A 20,343-nucleotide genomic window follows, 5' to 3' on the forward strand; every position below is an offset into this window, starting at 1 on the left:
TTAATTATGCTTCATTAAAACGGAGCTTTTTATTACGTTTTTTTACGGCTTTGATTACCGGATCGATTTGATAAGATATGTCATCCTCTTGAACATCTATCAAGATGTGTCGTGGTATTTTTTGTTCCGCCAAACCGAGCAAAATTTGTGTGGCCAAAGCTGGCAATATTGATGAATTGAGGATGTTATCCACATTACGTGCACCACTATCAACTTCGGTACAACGGCTGAGCAATAGTTCAATCAAGCCTTCACTATAGCTAACTGTAGTGGTGTATTGTTGTTCTAGACGTGCAGTAATTTTGTCCAATTTATGTCTGATGATGCGTAGCAGTAATTCATCATGCAGAGGTAAGTACGGCACAATACGCATACGACCTAAAAATGCTGGTTTAAAATGTTGATATAAACTTGGCTTTAAGTGTTCTGTTAATTGTTCTGCTGTGGGCCAGGTCTCCACTGTAGAGTTTAAGCAGGCTTGCATAATGACATTGGAGCCGACATTGGACGTCAACAGGATCGTGGTATTTTTAAAATCAATTAAACGACCTTCGCCATCTTCAAGCATGCCTTTATCAAAGACCTGATAAAACAATTCCTGGACATCGCCATGTGCCTTTTCAATCTCATCGAGCAAGACCACACTATAAGGATTTCGTCGTACTGCTTCAGTTAGAATCCCGCCTTGACCATATCCCACATAGCCGGGAGGAGCACCTTTCAATGCAGAAACCGTATGAGCTTCCTGGTATTCAGACATGTTAATAGTAATTAGATGAGATTCTCCACCATATAATTCATTAGCAAGTGCCAAAGCTGTTTCTGTTTTACCGACACCGCTTGGACCGACCATTAAAAATACGCCCTGAGGTTTATTCGGATCTCCCAGTTTTGCTTTAGAGGTTTTGATCCCCTGAACCAGCTGGTTTAAGGCATCCTCCTGACCCATAACTCTCAAAGAAAGCTTATCTTTTAAAGTCAAAATTTGCTTAATTTCATCATTGGCCATTTTTCCTACAGGAATTCCGGTCCAGTCAGAAATAATTTCATGAATCATCTGCGCATTTACCCGTTCAAAAACAAGCGGAGTTGTGCCTTGAAGCTGAGCCAGTGCTTCACGATATTGAGCAATATCTGTATGTGACTGACTTGTAACATTTTGTTGTTCTCGTTCTTTAATCCTGTTTACCAGTTGCAGTTCATTTTGCCACTGGGCTTGCGTATCACTGATTTTCCCGGCTAATTCAGAAATTTCTGCTTTTAACTGCAAGATTCGCTCATGATGAATAGGCATATTTTGCTGTTCTTTTTCCAAGATATCCTGTTCCAGATTCAGGTTATGCCATTGTGCCTGTAACTGATCTAACTTAACAGGCTGGGCATTTTGAGTTAAAGCCACTCGGGCAGCTGCCGTATCCAGCACACTGATGGCTTTATCTGGAAGTTGACGCCCACTGATATATCGATGAGAACTATGTACTGCTGTGACAATGGCTTCATCATCAATTTGTACATTAAAATGTTGGGTCATTACAGGAATCATGGCGCGAAGCATATCAATTGCCACTGCCTCTGTGGGTTCTTCCACCTTAACCACCTGAAAGCGACGGCTCAGGGCCGCATCTTTTTCGAAAAACTGTTTATATTCAGTCCAAGTTGTAGCTGCAATGGTACGTAATTCACCACGTGCAAGCGCTGGTTTAAGTAGATTCGCTGCATCGTTTTGTCCAGCCTGACCACCTGCACCAATTAAGCTATGTGCTTCATCAATAAATAAAATAATGGGGTGACTAGAATTTTGAACTTCCTGAATGACCTGTTTCAGTCGGTTTTCAAATTCACCTTTGACACTGGCACCTGCCTGTAAAAGCCCCATATCCAGCATATGTAAATGAACATTTTTTAAAGCATCTGGAACCTGATCATTGGCAATTTTAACTGCCAAACCTTCTACTACAGCAGTTTTACCGACCCCGGGATCACCCGTTAGAATGGGATTGTTTTGACGACGGCGCATTAAAATATCCAGCATTAAGCGAATTTCAAACTCACGGCCAATCACTGGATCAATTGCACCTTTTTTTGCCTTTTCAGTTAAATCAATGGTGTACTGATCTAAAGCTGGTGTTTTGAGTCTCTGTTCAGATAGCTGTACAGTTTTTATGGTATCTAGGGAAGAAGCGGAATTTTGTTCCCATACTTGTTCAATACTCTGTGTACATACTTCTAAAAATGTATGTTTCATCTGATTTATTGGAAAAAATTCAAATAAGCAAGAAGCACGGACAGCGATTTGATAAAGATCGGAAGCAGTTAATAATGCTACAAGGAGGTGACCCGTTCGAATCTGGGGCTTTTGTGCTGCCGACGCTAATAACCAGGCCTGTTCCAATAAACGCACAATTGATTTTGCGAAAATAGGAGTACGTGTATTACCTTTAGGTAATTGTGTAATACTTTTCTTTAAATCATTTATTAGTTCATGGCGCGATATTTTGTAGTTTTCCAATAACAGCTGAATATCATGCGTTGCGTGATTGTGTAGAATTTCTAAAAATATGTGTTCAATTTCAATTTCATAATTTTGTTGAGCTATGCAGCTATTGGCTGATTTTTCCAGGGCTATACGGGCACAAGAAGATAACTTTGTAATCAAAATTTTTAAATTATTCATATCAAACTCAACATCTATAAAAGAACTTCAGTTTTTATTTTTACTTATCTACTGAAATTTCCTGTTTTTTATATTTTGTATTTTTATTTTTTAAAAACAATGGTTTGTTATTGTTTTATATAAAAGCAATGAGCACATCATACACATATTTTTTATAAAATTAAAAAAATATATGCTGTTTTTTGTATTTTTTACATTAAATAACAATAAAAAGTATTGTTTTATATTTAATCACTGTTGACTTTTGATGGTTGTTTTTTGTTAAATCTGCGCATGGATAAAAAGTCAAAATAATGAATTAAAAATTTTAAAATCATTTAATTTACTTAAACATATACTAATAATTACATTTATAACTAGAACAATTAGAGGCATCTTTTGAATAAATATAATTTTTTTGTACCTTTGCTGGTCATGCTATCGGTCAGTCCATTCACTTTCGCGAGCGAAAAAATTCTTGAACTCAAAAAATCCTGCATTCAGGATTATCCTGTGGTTCGTGACGAAACCGATCCAGACTTACTCAATATTTATCGTCAACTATGCGATAGAAAAAGTAAGAAAAATATGCAATTAAAAAATGAATTATCAATTCAGGCTGCCCAAAGATTTCAAGCCATGGGTAAAAATCTGAAAGCTTTGCAATGGGTCGAGGAGTTGCGTCAACAAAATTTTCAGCGTAGAGAGTTGACTGATGTTGCTTTTCTGGCCGGGGTAGGGATTGCCGAAAGTAATTTACAGTATATGCGTAATCATGAAATGCGTTATCTGAATGCGGAAAGTACGTATCCTGCAGCAAAAAAATTGTCTGATCATATTCAGATCGCATTACCTGAACCTGATACATCCAATTCTAAAGCTGTCACTGTCAACACGATCAGGTTAAAACAACGGATGAAACGTAATGGTTTATCGAATCGTACCGCTGGAAAAACCAGCTCGTTAAGCCGTCACGTCAATTTGCAGAGCAGAGTCACAAAAGCATCTGCACGAAATACAACCGCCACCACAAAACTTCAAAGTAACAACTCCATAACTTTGGGTTCAAGCCCATTTGCTTCATTTAATAAGAACTAAAATAGGATAGTCTTCATGGCTAAACGTGAAAGTGTACAAAAGAAATTACAACGTATTCGTCCGCCACGTGTACAACTGACTTATGATGTTGAAGTTGGCGATGGCAAAGAAATCAAAGAGTTACCTTTTGTGATTGGGGTATTAGGTGACTTTTCAGCTGCCTCCGAATTAGAAAAGACCAAATTAAAAGATAAAAAATTTATCAATGTGGATTTGGACAACATTGATGAGGTGATGCAATCGCTGGCACCTCGTGCGGCTTTTCAGGTTGAGAATACCTTGACCGAAGAAGGTGGACACATGTCCGTAGATTTAACCTTTAATTCAATGCAAGATTTTCGTCCAGAAAATATCGTACAACAAGTCGATCCCTTACGGAAATTGGTTGAAGCACGAGAGCGTTTAACCGATTTGCGTAACAAGATTTCAAATAATGAACGTCTTGAAGATTTGCTGGAAGAAATTTTAAAAAATACAGACCAGGTTCGGAAGTTAAGCATGGAGGCAGAACATGAATAATTTACATGCTGCTGCCATCTCTACAGATGTGAAAGAATTTACCTTACTGGATTCAATTGTTGAGCAAAGCCGTATAGCCCGTAATGATGAAGAACATGAACGCGCAAAAAGCCTGATTGGTGAATTGGCCAAAGAAGTCATGACTGGAACCATAACCGTTTCCGAAAATATGACCTTGTCAATCGATAAGCGAATTGCAGAAATTGATGCCTTAATTTCAAAACAGTTAAGCAAAGTTATTCATCATGAGCAATTTCAAAAAATTGAATCCACCTGGCGTGGCTTGTACTATTTCTGCCAGGAAACACCATCTCATTCTTTAATTAAAATTCGAATGCTGAATACCAGTAAAAAAGAACTGGTTAAAGATTTTCAAGGTTCAACAGATTTTGATCAAAGCACTTTATTTAAAAAAATATACGAGGAAGAATATGGCTCCTTTGGTGGTGCACCTTATGCCACATTAGTCGGTGACTTTGAATTCGACCGTACGCCAACGGATTTGTATTTATTGGAACAAATTTCCCATGTTGCTGCAGCGGCACATGCACCTTTTATTTCTGCAGCCAGCTCTAGCATGCTGGGGCTAGAGTCTTTTACCGATATTGATCGCCCGCGTGATGTTTCTAAAATTTTTGAAACTGCTGAATATGTGCAGTGGCGTTCATTCCGCGAAAGCGATGATGCGCGTTATGTTGCATTGACTATGCCGCGTGTATTAGGACGTCTGCCATATCATCCCAAAGATGGAACGGTTACTGAAGGTTTTAACTTTATAGAAGAAGTGACTGGTCAGAATCATGCTGAATATTTATGGATGAACTCAGCTTATGCATTTGCGACGCGTTTAACCAATGCTTTTGATATGTATGGCTGGTGTGCTGCCATTCGTGGCGTGGAAGGAGGAGGCCTGGTTGAAGGTTTGCCAGTGCATACGTTCAAGACCAATGATGGAGAAGTGGTATTCAAATGTCCCACTGAGATTGCCATTACTGACCGTCGTGAAAAAGAACTCAGTGATTTAGGATTTATCCCTTTAGTGCACTGCAAAAATACCGATTATGCCGTTTTCTTTGGTGCACAATCGACTCAAAAACCGAAAAAATATGACAGCGATAGTGCAAATGCCAATTCTGCGTTATCGAGTCAGATTCAATACATTATGGCTGTTTCACGCATTGCGCATTATTTAAAAGCCATGATGCGCGACAAAGTGGGGAGCTTTGCCTCTGCCGGCAATGTGGAAGCATTTTTAAATGAATGGCTGTCGCAATATGTTTTGTTAGATGATGGTGCCTCGCAAGAGGCGAAAGCACAGTATCCGCTTCGCGAAGCTTCGGTAAAAGTTGTAGAGAACCCAGCTCAACCTGGGCACTACAAATCTGTGGTTTTTTTACGGCCACATTTTCAGTTGGATGAGTTGTCGGTTTCTTTGAGACTTGTTACTGAGTTACCTCAGTCCTCTAATTAATTTAATTAGAGCGCAATTTTATAATAATTTAAAAATAAAACAGGAAAATTAAAAAAATGAAAGATATATACGTCCAATTTCGTGGCAAATATAAAGTTGATGGTGAATCTCGCGACTCCGAACACAAAGACTGGCTAGAAGTAAATTCTTGGGCACACAATATCCGTCAACCTAAATCAGCGACATCTTCAAGTGTAGGTGGCCATACTGCCGAACGTGTCGAACATTCAGATATGCTGTTTGTAAAGGATTTAGATGCAACCAGTCCAAAACTTTGGGAAGCATGTTCAGCTGGATATACCTTTGACGAAGTTCAAATCGATTTTTACCGTGCCAATGGTGACAAGCGGATTAAATATCTTCAAATCAAGTTAAAGCATGTGCTTGTTTCAAGCGTTACCCCAAACGTCAATGAAGAAGGGGTTCCGACCGAATCTTTTGGTTTGAAATATGCTGCAGTAGAGTGGACTTATAATCAGCAGGATATTAACGGTACACAAAAAGGTGCGGTAACAAAGAAATGGTCACTTTCCAATAATACAGCTTCTTACGCTGCATAGTGTACTGACCCAAATAGTGGCCAACTGCCGTTGGTCGCTATGAATAATTTTTTTCATCATTAAATAATAAAAAATGAACTTAGACCAATTATATCCTTACGGTTTTAAAACCACTTTATTTGAGCGGCTATTAGCGGATTCTGAACAGAATGAGCGTGGAATTTCACTTCAAAAATTACGAGAATCTGTAGCCTCGGATCTGGAGGATTTATTAAATAGCCGCATGTCGCTACTGGATGGAGTCATTGATGATTTTCCTTTAGTAAAACAGTCTGTTATGCAATTTGGGATTATTGACTTTGTGGGGTTGTCAACGGCCAATCCCACAGATCGGGACAAAATTTGTCAATCTATTCAACAATCGATTATTGCCCATGAACCCCGACTTAAGCAAATTAAGGTCACCATGCTAAGCGATGGTCATAACATGGGAGCATTATCTTTAAGTGTTCAAGCTTATTTAAACATACAGCCTTTATTTGAGCCGGTCATTCTGGACGTTTTATTGAAACCAACAACGCAACACTATGTTATTTCTGCAAGATCTTAAGTGGGTTCGCTGTGATTGAAGAACTGTTACCGTATTATGAAAAGCAATTACAAGAATTTGGGCAACAATCGCGTGAATTTGCACAGAAATATCCGAAAATTGCTCAACGTCTATCGCTCAATCAAGAACAAATTGACGATCCGCATATTGAACGCCTGATTCAGGCTTTTTCGCTCGTCGCTGCGCGTATTGATAAAAAACTGGCAGACAGTTATGAGGTCTTTACCCGTTCATTATTCCAGGTCATGTTTCCTCAGTATCTCAAGCCATTTCCCGCATGTTCAGTCGTCAGTTTTGAAGATTTAAATAAAATAAAAAAGCTGACTGAAGTACATGAAATTCCTAAAGCGACTTCGCTAAAGTCACGCAGTTTTAAAGGCATACAGTGTGAATTTAGTACCACCCAGCCTGTACGATTATTACCCATCGCTTTAAAGAGCCTAAATTTTAAAACCCATCCTCGTGCTCACATGCATTTAAATCAGAATGCGACGCTCAGTTTAGGCTTTGAAATTTATCAACAAAGCCAAAAGCTGTTAATCAATGAAAATTTACCGATTTATCTGGATGCGATTGCAAATTTCCCTTTGCAGGTTTTGGACAATATATTTCATGCCAGTACAGGATTTTCATTAAACACGGGCAATCGCATTATTGAAATTGCTAATCCATTTGCAGTCATAGGCTTTGCTGAATCTGAAAGTCTATTACCGATTGATCAACATACCCATCATGCTTACTGTTTACTGCTGGAATACTTTTGTTTTCCTGAAAAATTTAATTATCTCAATCTTAATTTAAATTTCTTAAAACATTTAATAGGCGAAGATACAGAATTTGAAATATTGATTCATTTAAAGATCAATTTAAATGATCAGGCCTGTATCCGTAACTATACTGAGCTGAATGTTGCAAACTTTAAACTGTTTTCAACGCCTGTAGTGAACCTATTTTATAAGCAGGCTGAACCGCAAAAAATAAATCATAAACAATTAGAATATCCATTACTCACCGATATCCATCATCCTGAATTTTATCAGCTTTATTCAATAGTCGAGATGAATATGATTCGGGAAAAAAGTAATCAGGATCAGACTACAGTTCCTATTTTTCCATTTTTTTCCATGAGCCATTATCATCAGCATAATGAGCACTATTTTTATAGCTTGAATTCTACACAATTGCAGAATAATCTGGGTGAAACCCGTTATTCCATTGTTTCCAAACATTTATCACCTCATAGCACCAAGTCTGATTTTATCAGTACACAACTACTCTGTTGTAATGGGGATTTACCCCATGAAGTTTTAAGTCAGGCCAATAATGTTCTGCATTTGAATGGAAACCACCTTGCACGGCGTGCATTTATGTTAAAGCGACCGTTCAAGCCGTATTACTTTGCGCAAAATAAAAATGAACAATGGCGCATTATCTCTCATTTATCCTTAAATACCTTGTCCCTGATGAAAGGGGATGCCCTCAGCCATATTAAAGAGCTTTTAGTGCTTTATAACTTGCCTAAATTGAAAGAAAACCAGCTCGTTATTGAAGCCATTAAAAGGATTGATTTTTCTTTGACACAAAAATTGGTGGAAGCGCAACCTTTTCCCTTATTTGTCCGTGGAATTAAAGTGAATTTAGCTATAGATTCACAAATTTTTAAAGGCCATAGCCTGTATATTTTTAGCCAAATTTTAAGCCATATTTTTAATTTAAAAGTTCAAATGAATAGTTATGTTGATCTTGTGGTCAGTGATTCAAATACTCAACAGGAGTTATACCAATGCGTACAGAACGTTGGTGGCAAGAAACTTCTGTAATAGAAGATCTCTTTACCACCCCTACAGCTTATGAGTTTATTCAGGCGACACGTTTGTTGCGCCATATGCCACATTCAACTATCACCCAATACTGGGCGAATGATTTTAAATTCCAGAGTTCTTTAAATCTTCATTTTCCAGTGACTGAGATAGAATCGCTAACTTTTGAAAACAAGTACATACAGATCACTAATCTTATGATGGGGATCACCGGTATACAAGGTGCTTTGCCTTATAGCTATACTTATAAAATTAAGCAAAGCCGTCGTCAGCAAAGACAAGAAACTCTAAGTTTTCTAAGCTTATTTAATCACAAGCTGACCGCACAATATGTTGATGCAAGTTTGAACTATCATTTACCCATACGGTATGAAATTGAAAAGGAAAATGATTATCTGGATATCCTGCATGCTTTAAATGGTTATGTCAGAACACAACAGAATCAGACTGACTTAGATGATTATTTTGCTGAATTTTCAGGTTTAATGCAGGGACAAAATAATACCGCATACGCTTTAAAAACCATGCTTAACTGTATTTTCAAAACTGAATTTACAATAAAACAGTGGGTAGACGAAAAATTCAAATTGCAAGAGGCACAACGAACAACTTTAGGAAGTTTAAATGGCAGTTTACTTGGAAGAAATACCTTTTGTGGGGAAAATATTCGGCAACTGGGCGGAAAAATAGAGATTCAGATTGGTCCATTATCTAGAATGGATTATCTCAGCTTTTTACCCAAGCAAAAAATGAGTGAGAAGTTAAAGAAAATACTTTCAACTTGGTGTAGTCCCACAATAATGGTAGATGTACGCTTAATATTAAAAAAAGAAAATATACAGGCGCTTTGCCTGGATTCAAAATCAGAACATGGCTTGGCCCAAGGGGCTTTTTTAATGGCTAGACATACAGAAAATCATGCAGAGACCTGTTATAGCTTATTGGGAGTCATACAATGAATAAGCTGATGCTGTGGATTTTCAGCAGTATGTTTCTATTGTTAAGTATAGTCATTATTTATTATTGGCGTGATATTCAATATGAACCTTCGGCTCTAGATTTAGTTTCATATTTTTTTATTTTACCCATTCTTTTATCTTTAATAATACTTGCGCCATATTTTATTTATCAGGCTTATCGGGCACATATACGGCGTAAAAAACAGCAAAATCAAGCCTTATTAGAACAACAATTAAATAAAGCACAGACAAGTAACGAATCAAAAGTTGAAGGGATTCAATGGTTCAATTTGAATGTTTTTTCATCCTCCGTGTGCCATGCATGGGGAGAAAATGCGTCAATAATTGATGGGTTAAAAAAATTTAAATCGCCGGAATTAGATTATAATTTGGAAAACAGTTATGGCTTAGCTATTTTATCCTACAGGATTCAAACGCTTGATCATATATTAGCGTTTGAGCCAGAAGATGATGAGCAGAATGAAAAAGATGAAGCAGGTCGCTTAGCACGTATAAAGGCTTTAATTCAACAACAATTAGAACAACAGACTGAAACCTTAATGAAAGTGGCTGAGCATTTAAAGCGGTCAGCATTATTTTATGATAGAGAACTGGCCTACCAATACCGAATGCATCCTGCCTGGAGTAATTCGGATGCTCCAGACACTGCTGATAATCAAAACATCTCCATTGAACAGGTGTCACGTCTAAATCGAATCAATGTTCATATTTTATTATCGAACCATGTATTACATGTTTGGGATGAATATTCAAGCCGGGAAACATTGCTTAATTTTATGCAATCGTTGGGAATAATTTCGCAGCAAGTCCATCTGCAACATCATTATATTGCCCAGCAAAGTGCTTACGACGACTGGCTTAAGTTATTGCATCAAATATCAAAACAAAGTGAGGAATTTACATTCATCATTAATGTAGATTCTGAAGTTGACCAGACATTTCTGGATGAAAAAATGTGGCTGATGAATGATTATTTGCCAGCAGAATTTGCATCCAGTTGGTGTTTGGCGGCTGAAGATGTGAAGATCAATGATATTTACGCAATCAAGCAGCTTAAAGTTGCAAGCAACGTAGACAATTTATTGACTTGCCTCAATCAGGTGATGCCTGAGCATGCAAATCAGTCCCACCAGGAACGACCTTTTGTACTGGTTTTAGATGATGCAATGAATATCAAAAGCATTAAAAAAAATAATCAGACATTTTTACCCGCTTTAATTGAACCCCACCATTGTATCTATACAAAACCAATTTTGGGCCATACACAACAACTCGCAAAAATTTTTGGTTTTATGTTGGGTATGCATCTGCCTGAAGAGTTGACCAGCATGATATACAGTGCTGACCAGGCTTTAACCTATGCTTTTTTTAAACCCATGTAGTATTAAATTAATTCTAAAAACAAAACATTTAAATATAAATAAAATAATGAGAATCACATGTTTTACACTATTTTAAATTATGTCTGGCAATATGTAACCCATCCCAAAGCCATTATTGCACTCTCTATTTTAGTGTTACTGGTTTCTTCTTACCCGGCTATTCCGCGAAATATTTTTTGGACCTTAGTTGCAGCTTATGTTTTTACAATCATCGGCTATGGCATCTATAGACGGGTTCAAAAAAATCGTCCTGCTCAACAGGGCACAGTGCTTGCAGAAGCAATTGAGCAGGATAGAAATGCAGAATATGGCCAACCAAAAGAAACGCAAGAATTACAGCTCATCAGCCTGCAAATGAAAAAATCAATCCAACTGATTCGCAAATCAAAGTTGGGGAACAAAAAAGGCAACACGGCATTATATGAATTACCCTGGTATATGCTGATTGGGAATCCTGCCGCAGGTAAAAGTTCAGCTATTTATCATTCAGGGCTAAAATTTCCCTTTGAAAATTCCCATCAAAAAAGTATTTCTTCTGGCCTCAGCGGGACAAAAAACTGTGACTGGTTTTTCTCTACGGAAGGGGTATTGCTGGATACTGCCGGACGTTATTCAGCTTATGCTGAAGATCATCCTGAATGGTTGGGATTTTTAAATCTGTTAAAGAAAAGCCGTACTCAAGCACCTGTTAACGGTTTAATTGTGATGGTCAGTATTACAGAACTGGCGAGCCAAAGCCCTGAACAATCTATAAAACTGGCTAAGAATTTAAGAACACGTATTCAAGACATTACTGAACGTTTAGAGATATTTGCACCCGTATATGTGGTGTTTTCCAAAATGGACTTGATTGCAGGCTTTACCGATTTTTTTGAATGTTATGAGGTCGATGAATTGAATCAGGTATGGGGCGCGACCTTAAAATACGAACCAGATTCTGTACAGGATATAATGGCACTGTTTGAACAGCATTATGCTGTTTTATCTGAGGGTTTAAAAGGATTAAGTAACACGCATCTTAGCCGACGTCATAGCCAGAATATTTCACCCAGTGTAATCACATTTCCCTTAGAATTTAAAAACTTAAAACCGGTGCTGAAAACTTTTATAGCGACTTTGTTTGAAGACAATCCCTACCAGTTTAAACCCGTATTTCGTGGCTTCTATTTTACCAGTGCCTTACAACAGGGAATCACTGAAAGCCCAATGACCGAACAGATGGTGCAGGATTTTCATTTATCAGCAAGCTTAAAGAGTGAAAATACTGTACCGGGTCATTCAGTTTCACAGAACCGTGGTTACTTTCTGAAAGCTCTGTTTTCGGATGTGATTTTAAAGGACCAGCATCTGGTTAAACAGCATATTAATCCTAAACGCAAGAAACAACGTCATGTTGCCTTTATGGCTGCCTTGCTGGGAATCTCCATAATATTGAGCTTGTGGATTTGGTCATATCGCAATAATCAACAGCTGATTGCCGATGTTCAGGCCGATTTAGACAAGGTGGTTCATTTGCAAAAGCAATCCGGCCAACAGCTCTCTACACAACTGGATGCGTTGCTCATTTTGCAGGAGCGCATGCAGCAGCTTGATCAGTTTGAACAAAATCAGCCTATACGGTTTGGCTTTGGTCTGTATCAAGGTGATACATTGCGAGAAAAATTACAAAGCGAATATTTGACGGGAATTAGACAGCTGCTTTTGCAGCCGACCCAGCAAAATATTGCGCAGTATTTACAACGTATAAAAACGAATGAAGCCACTTTAAAAGCCAAACATGTCAATGTGGCAATAAATCAGGGCGTTAAAAATCAGCAATATTTGGAACCTTCTGAAACCAATCCTCAGGATGCTTACAATGCTTTAAAGGCTTATTTGATGCTGAGTAATCCTCAATATATGGATTCAAGCCATATAGGCGATCAGTTGACCCGTTTCTGGCGTCCTTGGCTGGATGCAAACCGGGGGCAAATGCCACGGGGTGAAATAATCCAGAAAGCCGAGCAGATATTATCCTATAGCCTTGCGCTGGCAAACGATCAAAAATTTCCCATACTTGAAGCTGACCCTTTGCTGGTGGATCAGACCCGTCAGGTCTTGTTGGCTGTCATTCGGGGGATGCCTGCACGGGATCGTGTGTATAACGAAATCAAAATGCGCGCTGCAGTGCGTTATCCTGCTGTAACGATAAAACAGATCGTTGGGGAAAATAATCAAAATACCGTACTGGGAAGTTATGCCTTACCTGGCATGTTTACATATAAAGCCTGGAACGAATATGTAGGAAAAGCCATTGATGATGCGGCAAATCGCCCAACCGATAGCAAAGACTGGGTATTAAATATCACCCAATCGGATGATCTGACGTTGAGTGGCAGTTCAGACCAGATTCGTAAGCAATTAACCGCATTATATAAACAGCAATATATCGCTGAATGGCACAAATTTTTAAATGGTATTTACTATGCAAAAGCCAACGATTTTAACCAGCAAGCAAAAAATATTGAAATCTTGGGCGAACCAGAAAATTCACCCATTCGAGCCATTGTCCAGCAGGTGGCTAAAGAAACCAGTTGGGATAATCCAGTCATTCAGGCTGAACTGGCTACACCCAAAACGGGCTTCATGGCGTGGTTTAAAACTAGAGTTTTAAACCGGAATGAACCTAGAGTCGTACAAGAGGCATCGAGTCAGGCACAGGGCACCATTTCAAAAGAATTCCAGATGTTCTACCAACTGGTGCGTAAACGTGATGACCAACAAAACCAATCTTTATTAGATGAATACATGCAATCATTGGCTCGGGTGAGGAGCAAGTTCAATGATCTTAAAAGTGCAGGGGAAATTGGTCCTGCAGCCATCATTCTGGTCAGGCAAACGATTAATGATCAGAACTCTGCGTTTAATCATAGCCAAAAAATGATTGATGAAAAAATGACGGTTGGCCTGAATGAGCGGGATCAACAAGTTTTGCAGAAATTATTGATGAGTCCATTAACCCAATCCTTTGAGGGTTTACTGATTCCCGCACAACATGAAATAAATAAATTATGGATGATACAGGCCAATCAGCCATTTATGGCTAACTTAAGCCAAAAATATCCATTCACTGCTTCTGCGACTTTGCAAGCAACCCGTCAGGAAATCAGTCAAATTTTGGGTGAAAACGGCAGTATTGCACGGTTTGTCAAAGACAATCTTGATCCACTGGTCATTCGTCGAGGCTATCTATTAACGTCTAAAACCTGGAAAGATTTGGGAATTAACCTGAATCCACAATTTGTGATGAATTTCCAAAGTTATGTTGCCCCTAATAATGGCATGGCCACCGGTGAGTTGAACCAAACCACAGGAACGGCCACAGTCAATCCATCAAATTTCCAGTTTTATCCCTTAGAGAATCCACAACTGCTTTCTTATACCATTGATATTGATGGCCAAAGAATGGTTTATGAAAATGGTGTTCAACAATGGGTTAATTTTGTCTGGCCAAATCAGGGAGCTATGCCTGGTGCACGTATTACCGCAGTAGATTTGCAAGGGCAAACGCATACCATTTTTGATGAACCGGGGGAATATGGCATTAACCGCCTCATTGATCATGCCCAACGTACCCAACGGGGAAATTATTTTGAAATGATCTGGAAAGACCAGCAAAACCCTGGTTTGGCTGTGAAAGTAAATTTCCGATTGATTAGTGGCAATTCAGGCTATATTGGTTCGAATCGGGGGTACGCCGGCATGCAACTGGTGAATCAGGTCGTAAATGATAAATCGGTTCGTGTTGTTTCGGCACAGACAGCTCCTGTACCTGTAACCGTGGTTAAAACAAATACAACGAATAGTGCTGGAGCTATACCATAATGAATAAAAAGCAGCTTAGCACCACCCAAGACATGAAAATTTTTAGAAAAACCTTTATTAATGAATATAATATTATGAAAAAAAAATGCATTAAAAATATTTTTCAGGGCGCTTTTTTAATTGTGAATTTATTTATAGTGACTCATGCGGCACCAGTTGTCATTGAAGGTGCGGTCCCCAATGAAGCCAGTAAACAAGAAATTTTAAATAAAATGTACATCATGTATGGTCAGGAAAATATCATTGACAGGATTCAAGTCCGTGCTGTAACAGCTCCGAATGGCTGGAGTAATGCGATCAGTCATGTCATTACCGAGGATTTAAAAAAAGTCAAACAGGGTAAACTGAAGGTACGCGGTACGCAGATGGATTTATCCGGCAAACTCAATAATGCAAACACCATTCAGCCAATGACTGCAAAATTTCAAAGTCTGGTATCTGCTCCTTATCGCTTGAATGCACAGTTATCTGTAAACCAAGCTGAGCAGCAAATGATTGATGCTGCATTAAAGCACCGTATTATTGAATTTGAATCTGGAAGTGCCACCTTAACTGCCTCCGGTCAACAGATTTTAGATGAAATGGCAATAGAATTGAATAAAGTCGGTGGCAAGAAAGTGAAGGTGATTGGTCACACGGATAGCTCTGGTGATGCAGATAAAAACCTGACTTTGAGCCAACAGCGTGCAGCAGCAGTTAAAAACTATTTAATTGGGAAAAATATTGCAGCTGAAAATTTAACCGCAGAAGGTTTTGGTTCAAACCAACCTGTTGCTGACAATATCACTGCTGAGGGACGTCGGAAAAACCGTCGTATTGAGTTTGAGGTTCAATAGATGTCTTTCATAAGTTTTTTTATTTCTCCCTGAGCCTGGTTTTAAGCAGTGTTTTAAAATCAAGAGCAAGAGAAAAATAAAGAGGGGGTCAATAATGATGAAAGACGCTAAATCATTGCATTTAATCCTATATAGAATAAGGAAGTGAGCAGCTTCCTTATTTGTTTTTATGATCAAGCATCTTGAATTCTACGCCAGGGTTTTGCCTGTTCAATTTCATAGGCCAATTCAATTAAAGTTTTTTCATCCCCAATATTGGCAGAAAGTTGCATGCTAATTGGCAGGCCATCCACTTGCGTTTGTCCCATCGGAATCGACATTCCTGGAGCACCCACCACATTCTGAATAGGAGTAAAAGTAACGTAATTTTGAATCCGGTCAAATAATTGGTCAAAGGGAAGCCGAGGCGATAGATAACCAATTTGTGGCGTTGTATGGGCTAATACGGGTGAAAGGAGCACGTCATACTGGTTAAAAATGTCTTGATACTGTTGCTGCATTCTTTTTAAACGGTATAAAAATAATGGCGTTTTGTAAAAATTCTTCTTATAGAGTCCGGCAAGCCCCACGGTTAAGTTATCCAGCTGCTTGGCATTAAATCCGGCACCAAAAGCCTTTTTTCCAAAAGTTTGCAGCATGAAGGACAAAAAGCCCCAATATTCACTAAAATCATCAACAAAGCTAATGGAGATAGGCAACTGGAATTCTTCAACATGATGTCCCAAATCTGAAAGTAACTTTGCAGTCTGGTTGAGGGTGAATGAAGTTTCCTGATCAATTTGACCGGTGATGGATTGGGTAACCAGGCCAATACGTAAACGGCGCTGGTTAGAGTGTTCAATTAAACCGATTTTAGGCAGTTTTTTATTATGGAATCTTTGTTCCATACCTGCATAAAAATAAGCCGTATCCCGGACACTACGGGTAACCACACCTTCACTGATAATATTAATCGGCAAAGAACGTGCGGCATCACTGTCAAAAGTACGACCGCGACTCGGTTTAAGACCAATCAGGCCACAACAGGCAGCAGGGATGCGAATTGAACCGCCACCATCATTGGCATGGGCAATCGGTACGACACCTGAGGCAACCAGGGCAGCCGAACCACCCGAAGATGCACCGCAAGAATAGTCAGTATGCCATGGATTGAAAGTCGCACTGCCATCCTGAAACTCGGTGGTGGCATTTAAACCAAATTCTGGCAGGGTCGTTTTGCCTAAAACCACAAAGCCCTGATCTAAAAATTGTTGACTGATCTTGGGATTAATTAATACGGTTTTACCATTTACAGCTTTAGAGCCATGATTGGTTGTCAAGCCCTGATAATCGGTATTGTCTTTAAAAAAGAAGGGAACACCGGCAAAAATTCCCGTTTGATTGAAATGTGGCTTTGCTAAAGCACGCTCAAAACATTCAAGCTGAATTGCATTGAGATGCGGATTGACACGTTGTGCACGTGCAATAGCCGCTGCGGTGACTTCTTGTACAGAAGCCTGTTTGTTGCGAATCAATTGTGCGATACCTACGGCATCTAGATCTGACATGACATCATTATCAAATGCATGAATACGTTTAGAATTTTGCGATTCCATTTCGTGATAATCCTGTATTTTCCTATATTTTTTGTTTTTCATTTTGTCTTAATAGCGATCAGCATAACAAAACCATGCCGATCAAAATCATTTTACAACATAGTCATGACAATACTCGCTGTCAATTTAAACTATTCATCTCTTATAAATTTTTGCAGCGTAACAATTACCTGATCAAGTGAATGCTGAACTGAGTCTGACCACTCAAATGAACAGTTTATTCTTAAATAATGCTGTTTTTGTGCGGTAATATTAAAAAGTTGTCCTGGTGCAATGCCAATTTTCTGCTGGATCAGGCTTTCATAAATAGGCATGCTATCTATATTTTTGGGCAGTTTTAGCCATAAAAAATAGCCGCTCGGGTGATATTCGATTTTACACTCAGGGGGTAAATTTAACTCTAAATATCTATAAAATAATAATTTATTATGCTGTAAGTTTTTTCGTAGATTGCGCAGATGTTTTTCATAATGAAAGTTGGACAAAAATTCCACTAATGCGGTTTGTAGTAAAGAGTTGACCGAGATCGTGCTCATTAATTGCAGGTGCTGAATATGCTGTGAATATTTTCCGGCATGCACCCAACCCACCCGAAACGTCGCACCCAGGGTTTTCGAAAAAGAAGAGCAGTGTAGAACTAAATTATTTTGATCATAATAGGTCATGGGCAAAGGCTTTTTATGCCCAAAATACATTTCCTCATATACATCATCTTCAATCATATGAACTTGATATTGATGCAATAATTTTGAAATTTGAAACTTTATATCCTCTGAAACGGTAAAACCTACCGGATTATGGCTATTCAGCATGAACCAGCAGAGTTTCACCGGATAGGTTTTTAAGATATGTTCAAAAGCGTCCAGATCAAATCCATGTTTGGGATGTTCAGGAATAGTCACCACTTTCAGGCCTAAGCGTTCGGCTGCTTGCCAGGCGCCATAAAAAATATTTTGCTGCAGGATTATATAGTCACCCGGTTTGGCAATCGCCTGTAAAGCCAAATTCAGCGCATCCATAGCACCCGATGTAATGACAATGTCATCAGGATCAGTGGGTATACCTTGCATGCAATAGCGTTGCGCAATCAGTTTGCGTAAGGCAAAATTTCCCGGTGGCAAGTTATCAATGGCATCATAGCTTTTTTTATTACGCGCAATTTGTCCCATAATCTGGGTCAGTTTTTTGGAGTAGACCAAATCCCTGGAGGGAAATGCTGAACCAAAAGGAACGATGTGTTCGCCTTGAATGGATTTCAGATATTTAAAAATTAATGAATTGATTTCAATATTGGAATTGAGAGAAACAATTAAAGGTGCATTGTAGTCATGCTCGGCATATGTATTTGCAATGTAGTAGCCAGATTTTTCTTTCGCATAAATCAAGCCTCTAGATTCAAGCTCTTGATAAGCATTCATCACGGTTATCAGGCTAAAACCGGAAAGCTGTACTTGTTCACGTAAAGAAGGAAGTTTTTCATGGGCTTTCAGTGTGCCACTTTCTATCAATTGTCTTAATTGATGAGCAAGCTGTTCTGACTTATACATATTGAAAGATGACTGATGAAAAGTGACTGTATATAAATATAGCGATATTTAATTAATATTAAAGTATTTTTATAACAGATTTTTTTAAAAATACTGATCTGTTATAAATTTTATGATTAATGCTGTATCTATGAAGTTTAAAAAAATTTGCGATACTGGCGAACACTTCATGCAAACGTGTGATGAAGGTGTGTAAAAGGTTGAAATGGAGTAACAAATGTTTGAAATATCGCAACTTAATTTGATCAATCAGTTGCTGGCAGGATACGAAATTTCTTCGCAGGTTAAAAGCTTACTCAAGCAAAAATATGTAAATGTTGAAGCCACATTAGTAAGAGCAAAAAAACTCAGAGAGATAGAGAAAGCAGGGCAGATCGTGATCCTGCAAGACCCTATTACAGAGCAGCTTGAAGATTTAGCCTATTTATTCTCACCCTTTATATTGGCGAATCTGAACCAGAAGGTGATTTATCACACAGTCAAAAATAAACAAAGTTTGAGCATTTTGTCGCGTTATTATCAGGCGAACCATAACAACCTTAGCTTTAACTTTGATGAATTATTGGACAGTCTGGGATTGTCTTTACAATTAAATGATGAAGAAATGACAACTGAAGATTCATTTTATCTAAATTTAATCAATAGTTTATGTAATTCAAAAGTATCGAGAATAATCTGTATTACACGTTTAAATGTTAATCTGGAACTGATTGATTTCATTGCTTATTTTTTACATGTACAAATACAGGTCATTGCGCTGGAACAACAATCTGAATACTTAGATATAAATAAAATCAATATGTTACAACTATTATTTAAGAATAAAAATGATGAATATATCCAGCTTTGTACAAAGTTTTCAAAAATTAATGCCAAGTTGCTGAAAATTTTAAATTTATATAGCTTTGACCAAGCGCAATTGCTGATAGATGATATGTTTTATTCAGAACATATTTTTGAAAAGCTTTCAGTTTATGGTGAATATATGCAAACTAAAATTCAATATCATTGAACTAAAAAGCAGCATGTTTTCATTAAATATGCTGCTTGATCATAAATTTAGTGATAGAGGAATTAGGGAAGATATGAGTTATCTGCACCAACCACAAATGCCACACCAATACAGAACAATAAAGCGTAAATTCCAAACCAAATAATGGCTCGTTTGAAAGCCTTATCTGAAATTTCACTGTCAGCGTATTTTTGCTGCTTTTTTGGCTCTTGATTGTTCATCAGACTGTCTCAATTTGTCTATCTGTTAGATTGATTATTGACGATGTAATAGAACATCTATAGATACAAAAAAGTGAAATATTTATATAACAGTTATAGTTGTTCATTTGCAGCTGCTGTAGTGTATTCATTCAATAAATAAATTGAAGTTGTCCAAGCAACAAGTAAGTAGTAGTCAGTAATACTGGGGATTTTCCGAAGATATTTGATTTCGTATAATGTAGCCACGATTATG

General features: G+C 38.1%; 15 protein-coding genes. 11 read left to right on the forward strand and 4 right to left on the reverse strand.

Translation table 11 applies throughout. The features are described from left to right. Nucleotides 1-4: 4 nt before the first annotated feature. Nucleotides 5-2,674 (reverse strand): type VI secretion system ATPase TssH, encoded by a 2,670-nt coding sequence (gene tssH, locus H4I94_RS03655; RefSeq protein ID WP_261181497.1) that lies wholly within the window; start codon nucleotides 2,672-2,674, stop codon nucleotides 5-7. A gap of 378 nt (nucleotides 2,675-3,052) precedes the next feature. On the opposite strand from tssH, the gene H4I94_RS03660 reads away from it, so the two are divergent. The 10 genes from H4I94_RS03660 to H4I94_RS03705 all read left to right on the forward strand — a co-directional run bounded on the left by H4I94_RS03660 (nucleotide 3,053) and on the right by H4I94_RS03705 (nucleotide 15,733). Beyond that, nucleotides 3,053-3,751: a hypothetical protein gene (locus H4I94_RS03660; protein ID WP_261181498.1), complete on the forward strand. Its 699-nt coding sequence runs from the start codon at nucleotides 3,053-3,055 to the stop codon at nucleotides 3,749-3,751. Between the two features lie 15 nt (nucleotides 3,752-3,766). Continuing rightward, the gene (gene tssB / locus H4I94_RS03665; protein WP_092818121.1) at nucleotides 3,767-4,270 is read left to right on the forward strand and encodes a type VI secretion system contractile sheath small subunit; all 504 of its coding nucleotides are present in this window, start codon (nucleotides 3,767-3,769) and stop codon (nucleotides 4,268-4,270) included. Then, the gene (gene tssC, locus H4I94_RS03670) at nucleotides 4,263-5,741 is read left to right on the forward strand and encodes a type VI secretion system contractile sheath large subunit (protein WP_261181499.1); all 1,479 of its coding nucleotides are present in this window, start codon (nucleotides 4,263-4,265) and stop codon (nucleotides 5,739-5,741) included. The genes tssB and tssC overlap by 8 nt, the downstream gene beginning before the upstream one ends. A gap of 56 nt (nucleotides 5,742-5,797) precedes the next feature. Next, entirely contained in the window at nucleotides 5,798-6,301 is a 504-nt protein-coding gene (locus H4I94_RS03675; RefSeq protein ID WP_131273722.1) for an Hcp family type VI secretion system effector, read from the forward strand. 73 nt (nucleotides 6,302-6,374) lie between these two features. Beyond that, nucleotides 6,375-6,851 carry a type VI secretion system baseplate subunit TssE gene (gene tssE / locus H4I94_RS03680; RefSeq protein ID WP_261181500.1) on the forward strand — a complete coding sequence of 159 codons (477 nt, stop codon included), beginning with the start codon at nucleotides 6,375-6,377 and terminating at the stop codon, nucleotides 6,849-6,851. An 11-nt stretch (nucleotides 6,852-6,862) separates the two neighbouring features. Further along, entirely contained in the window at nucleotides 6,863-8,671 is a 1,809-nt protein-coding gene (gene tssF, locus H4I94_RS03685; RefSeq protein WP_261181501.1) for a type VI secretion system baseplate subunit TssF, read from the forward strand. Beyond that, the gene (tssG, locus tag H4I94_RS03690) at nucleotides 8,635-9,630 is read left to right on the forward strand and encodes a type VI secretion system baseplate subunit TssG (RefSeq protein ID WP_261181502.1); all 996 of its coding nucleotides are present in this window, start codon (nucleotides 8,635-8,637) and stop codon (nucleotides 9,628-9,630) included. The genes tssF and tssG overlap by 37 nt, the downstream gene beginning before the upstream one ends. After that, entirely contained in the window at nucleotides 9,627-11,033 is a 1,407-nt protein-coding gene (locus tag H4I94_RS03695) for a hypothetical protein (RefSeq protein WP_261181503.1), read from the forward strand. Before tssG ends, H4I94_RS03695 begins: the two co-directional genes overlap by 4 nt. A 57-nt stretch (nucleotides 11,034-11,090) precedes the next feature. Next, nucleotides 11,091-14,897, forward strand: coding sequence for a type VI secretion system membrane subunit TssM (tssM, locus tag H4I94_RS03700; protein ID WP_261181504.1), 3,807 nt, complete (start codon nucleotides 11,091-11,093; stop codon nucleotides 14,895-14,897). 74 nt (nucleotides 14,898-14,971) lie between these two features. Further along, on the forward strand, nucleotides 14,972-15,733 hold the full coding sequence (locus H4I94_RS03705; protein ID WP_261181505.1) for an OmpA family protein: 762 nt from the start codon (nucleotides 14,972-14,974) through the stop codon (nucleotides 15,731-15,733). A 173-nt stretch (nucleotides 15,734-15,906) separates the two neighbouring features. Here H4I94_RS03705 and H4I94_RS03710 read toward each other — a convergent pair whose 3' ends face one another. Together H4I94_RS03710 and H4I94_RS03715 are read right to left on the reverse strand one after the other, a co-directional pair. Beyond that, on the reverse strand, nucleotides 15,907-17,328 hold the full coding sequence (locus H4I94_RS03710) for an amidase (protein WP_261181506.1): 1,422 nt from the start codon (nucleotides 17,326-17,328) through the stop codon (nucleotides 15,907-15,909). Between the two features lie 131 nt (nucleotides 17,329-17,459). Beyond that, nucleotides 17,460-18,875 (reverse strand): PLP-dependent aminotransferase family protein, encoded by a 1,416-nt coding sequence (locus tag H4I94_RS03715; protein WP_131273731.1) that lies wholly within the window; start codon nucleotides 18,873-18,875, stop codon nucleotides 17,460-17,462. 217 nt (nucleotides 18,876-19,092) lie between these two features. Between H4I94_RS03715 and H4I94_RS03720 the strand changes: the two genes are divergently transcribed. After that, entirely contained in the window at nucleotides 19,093-19,887 is a 795-nt protein-coding gene (locus tag H4I94_RS03720; protein WP_261181507.1) for a hypothetical protein, read from the forward strand. Between the two features lie 62 nt (nucleotides 19,888-19,949). On the opposite strand, the gene H4I94_RS03725 is transcribed toward H4I94_RS03720, so the two are convergent. Beyond that, the gene (locus H4I94_RS03725) at nucleotides 19,950-20,108 is read right to left on the reverse strand and encodes a hypothetical protein (RefSeq protein ID WP_165493301.1); all 159 of its coding nucleotides are present in this window, start codon (nucleotides 20,106-20,108) and stop codon (nucleotides 19,950-19,952) included. Nucleotides 20,109-20,343 lie beyond the last annotated feature (235 nt).

This window comes from Acinetobacter sp. T_3_1 (assembly GCF_025377055.1).
Classification (GTDB): domain Bacteria; phylum Pseudomonadota; class Gammaproteobacteria; order Pseudomonadales; family Moraxellaceae; genus Acinetobacter; species Acinetobacter kookii.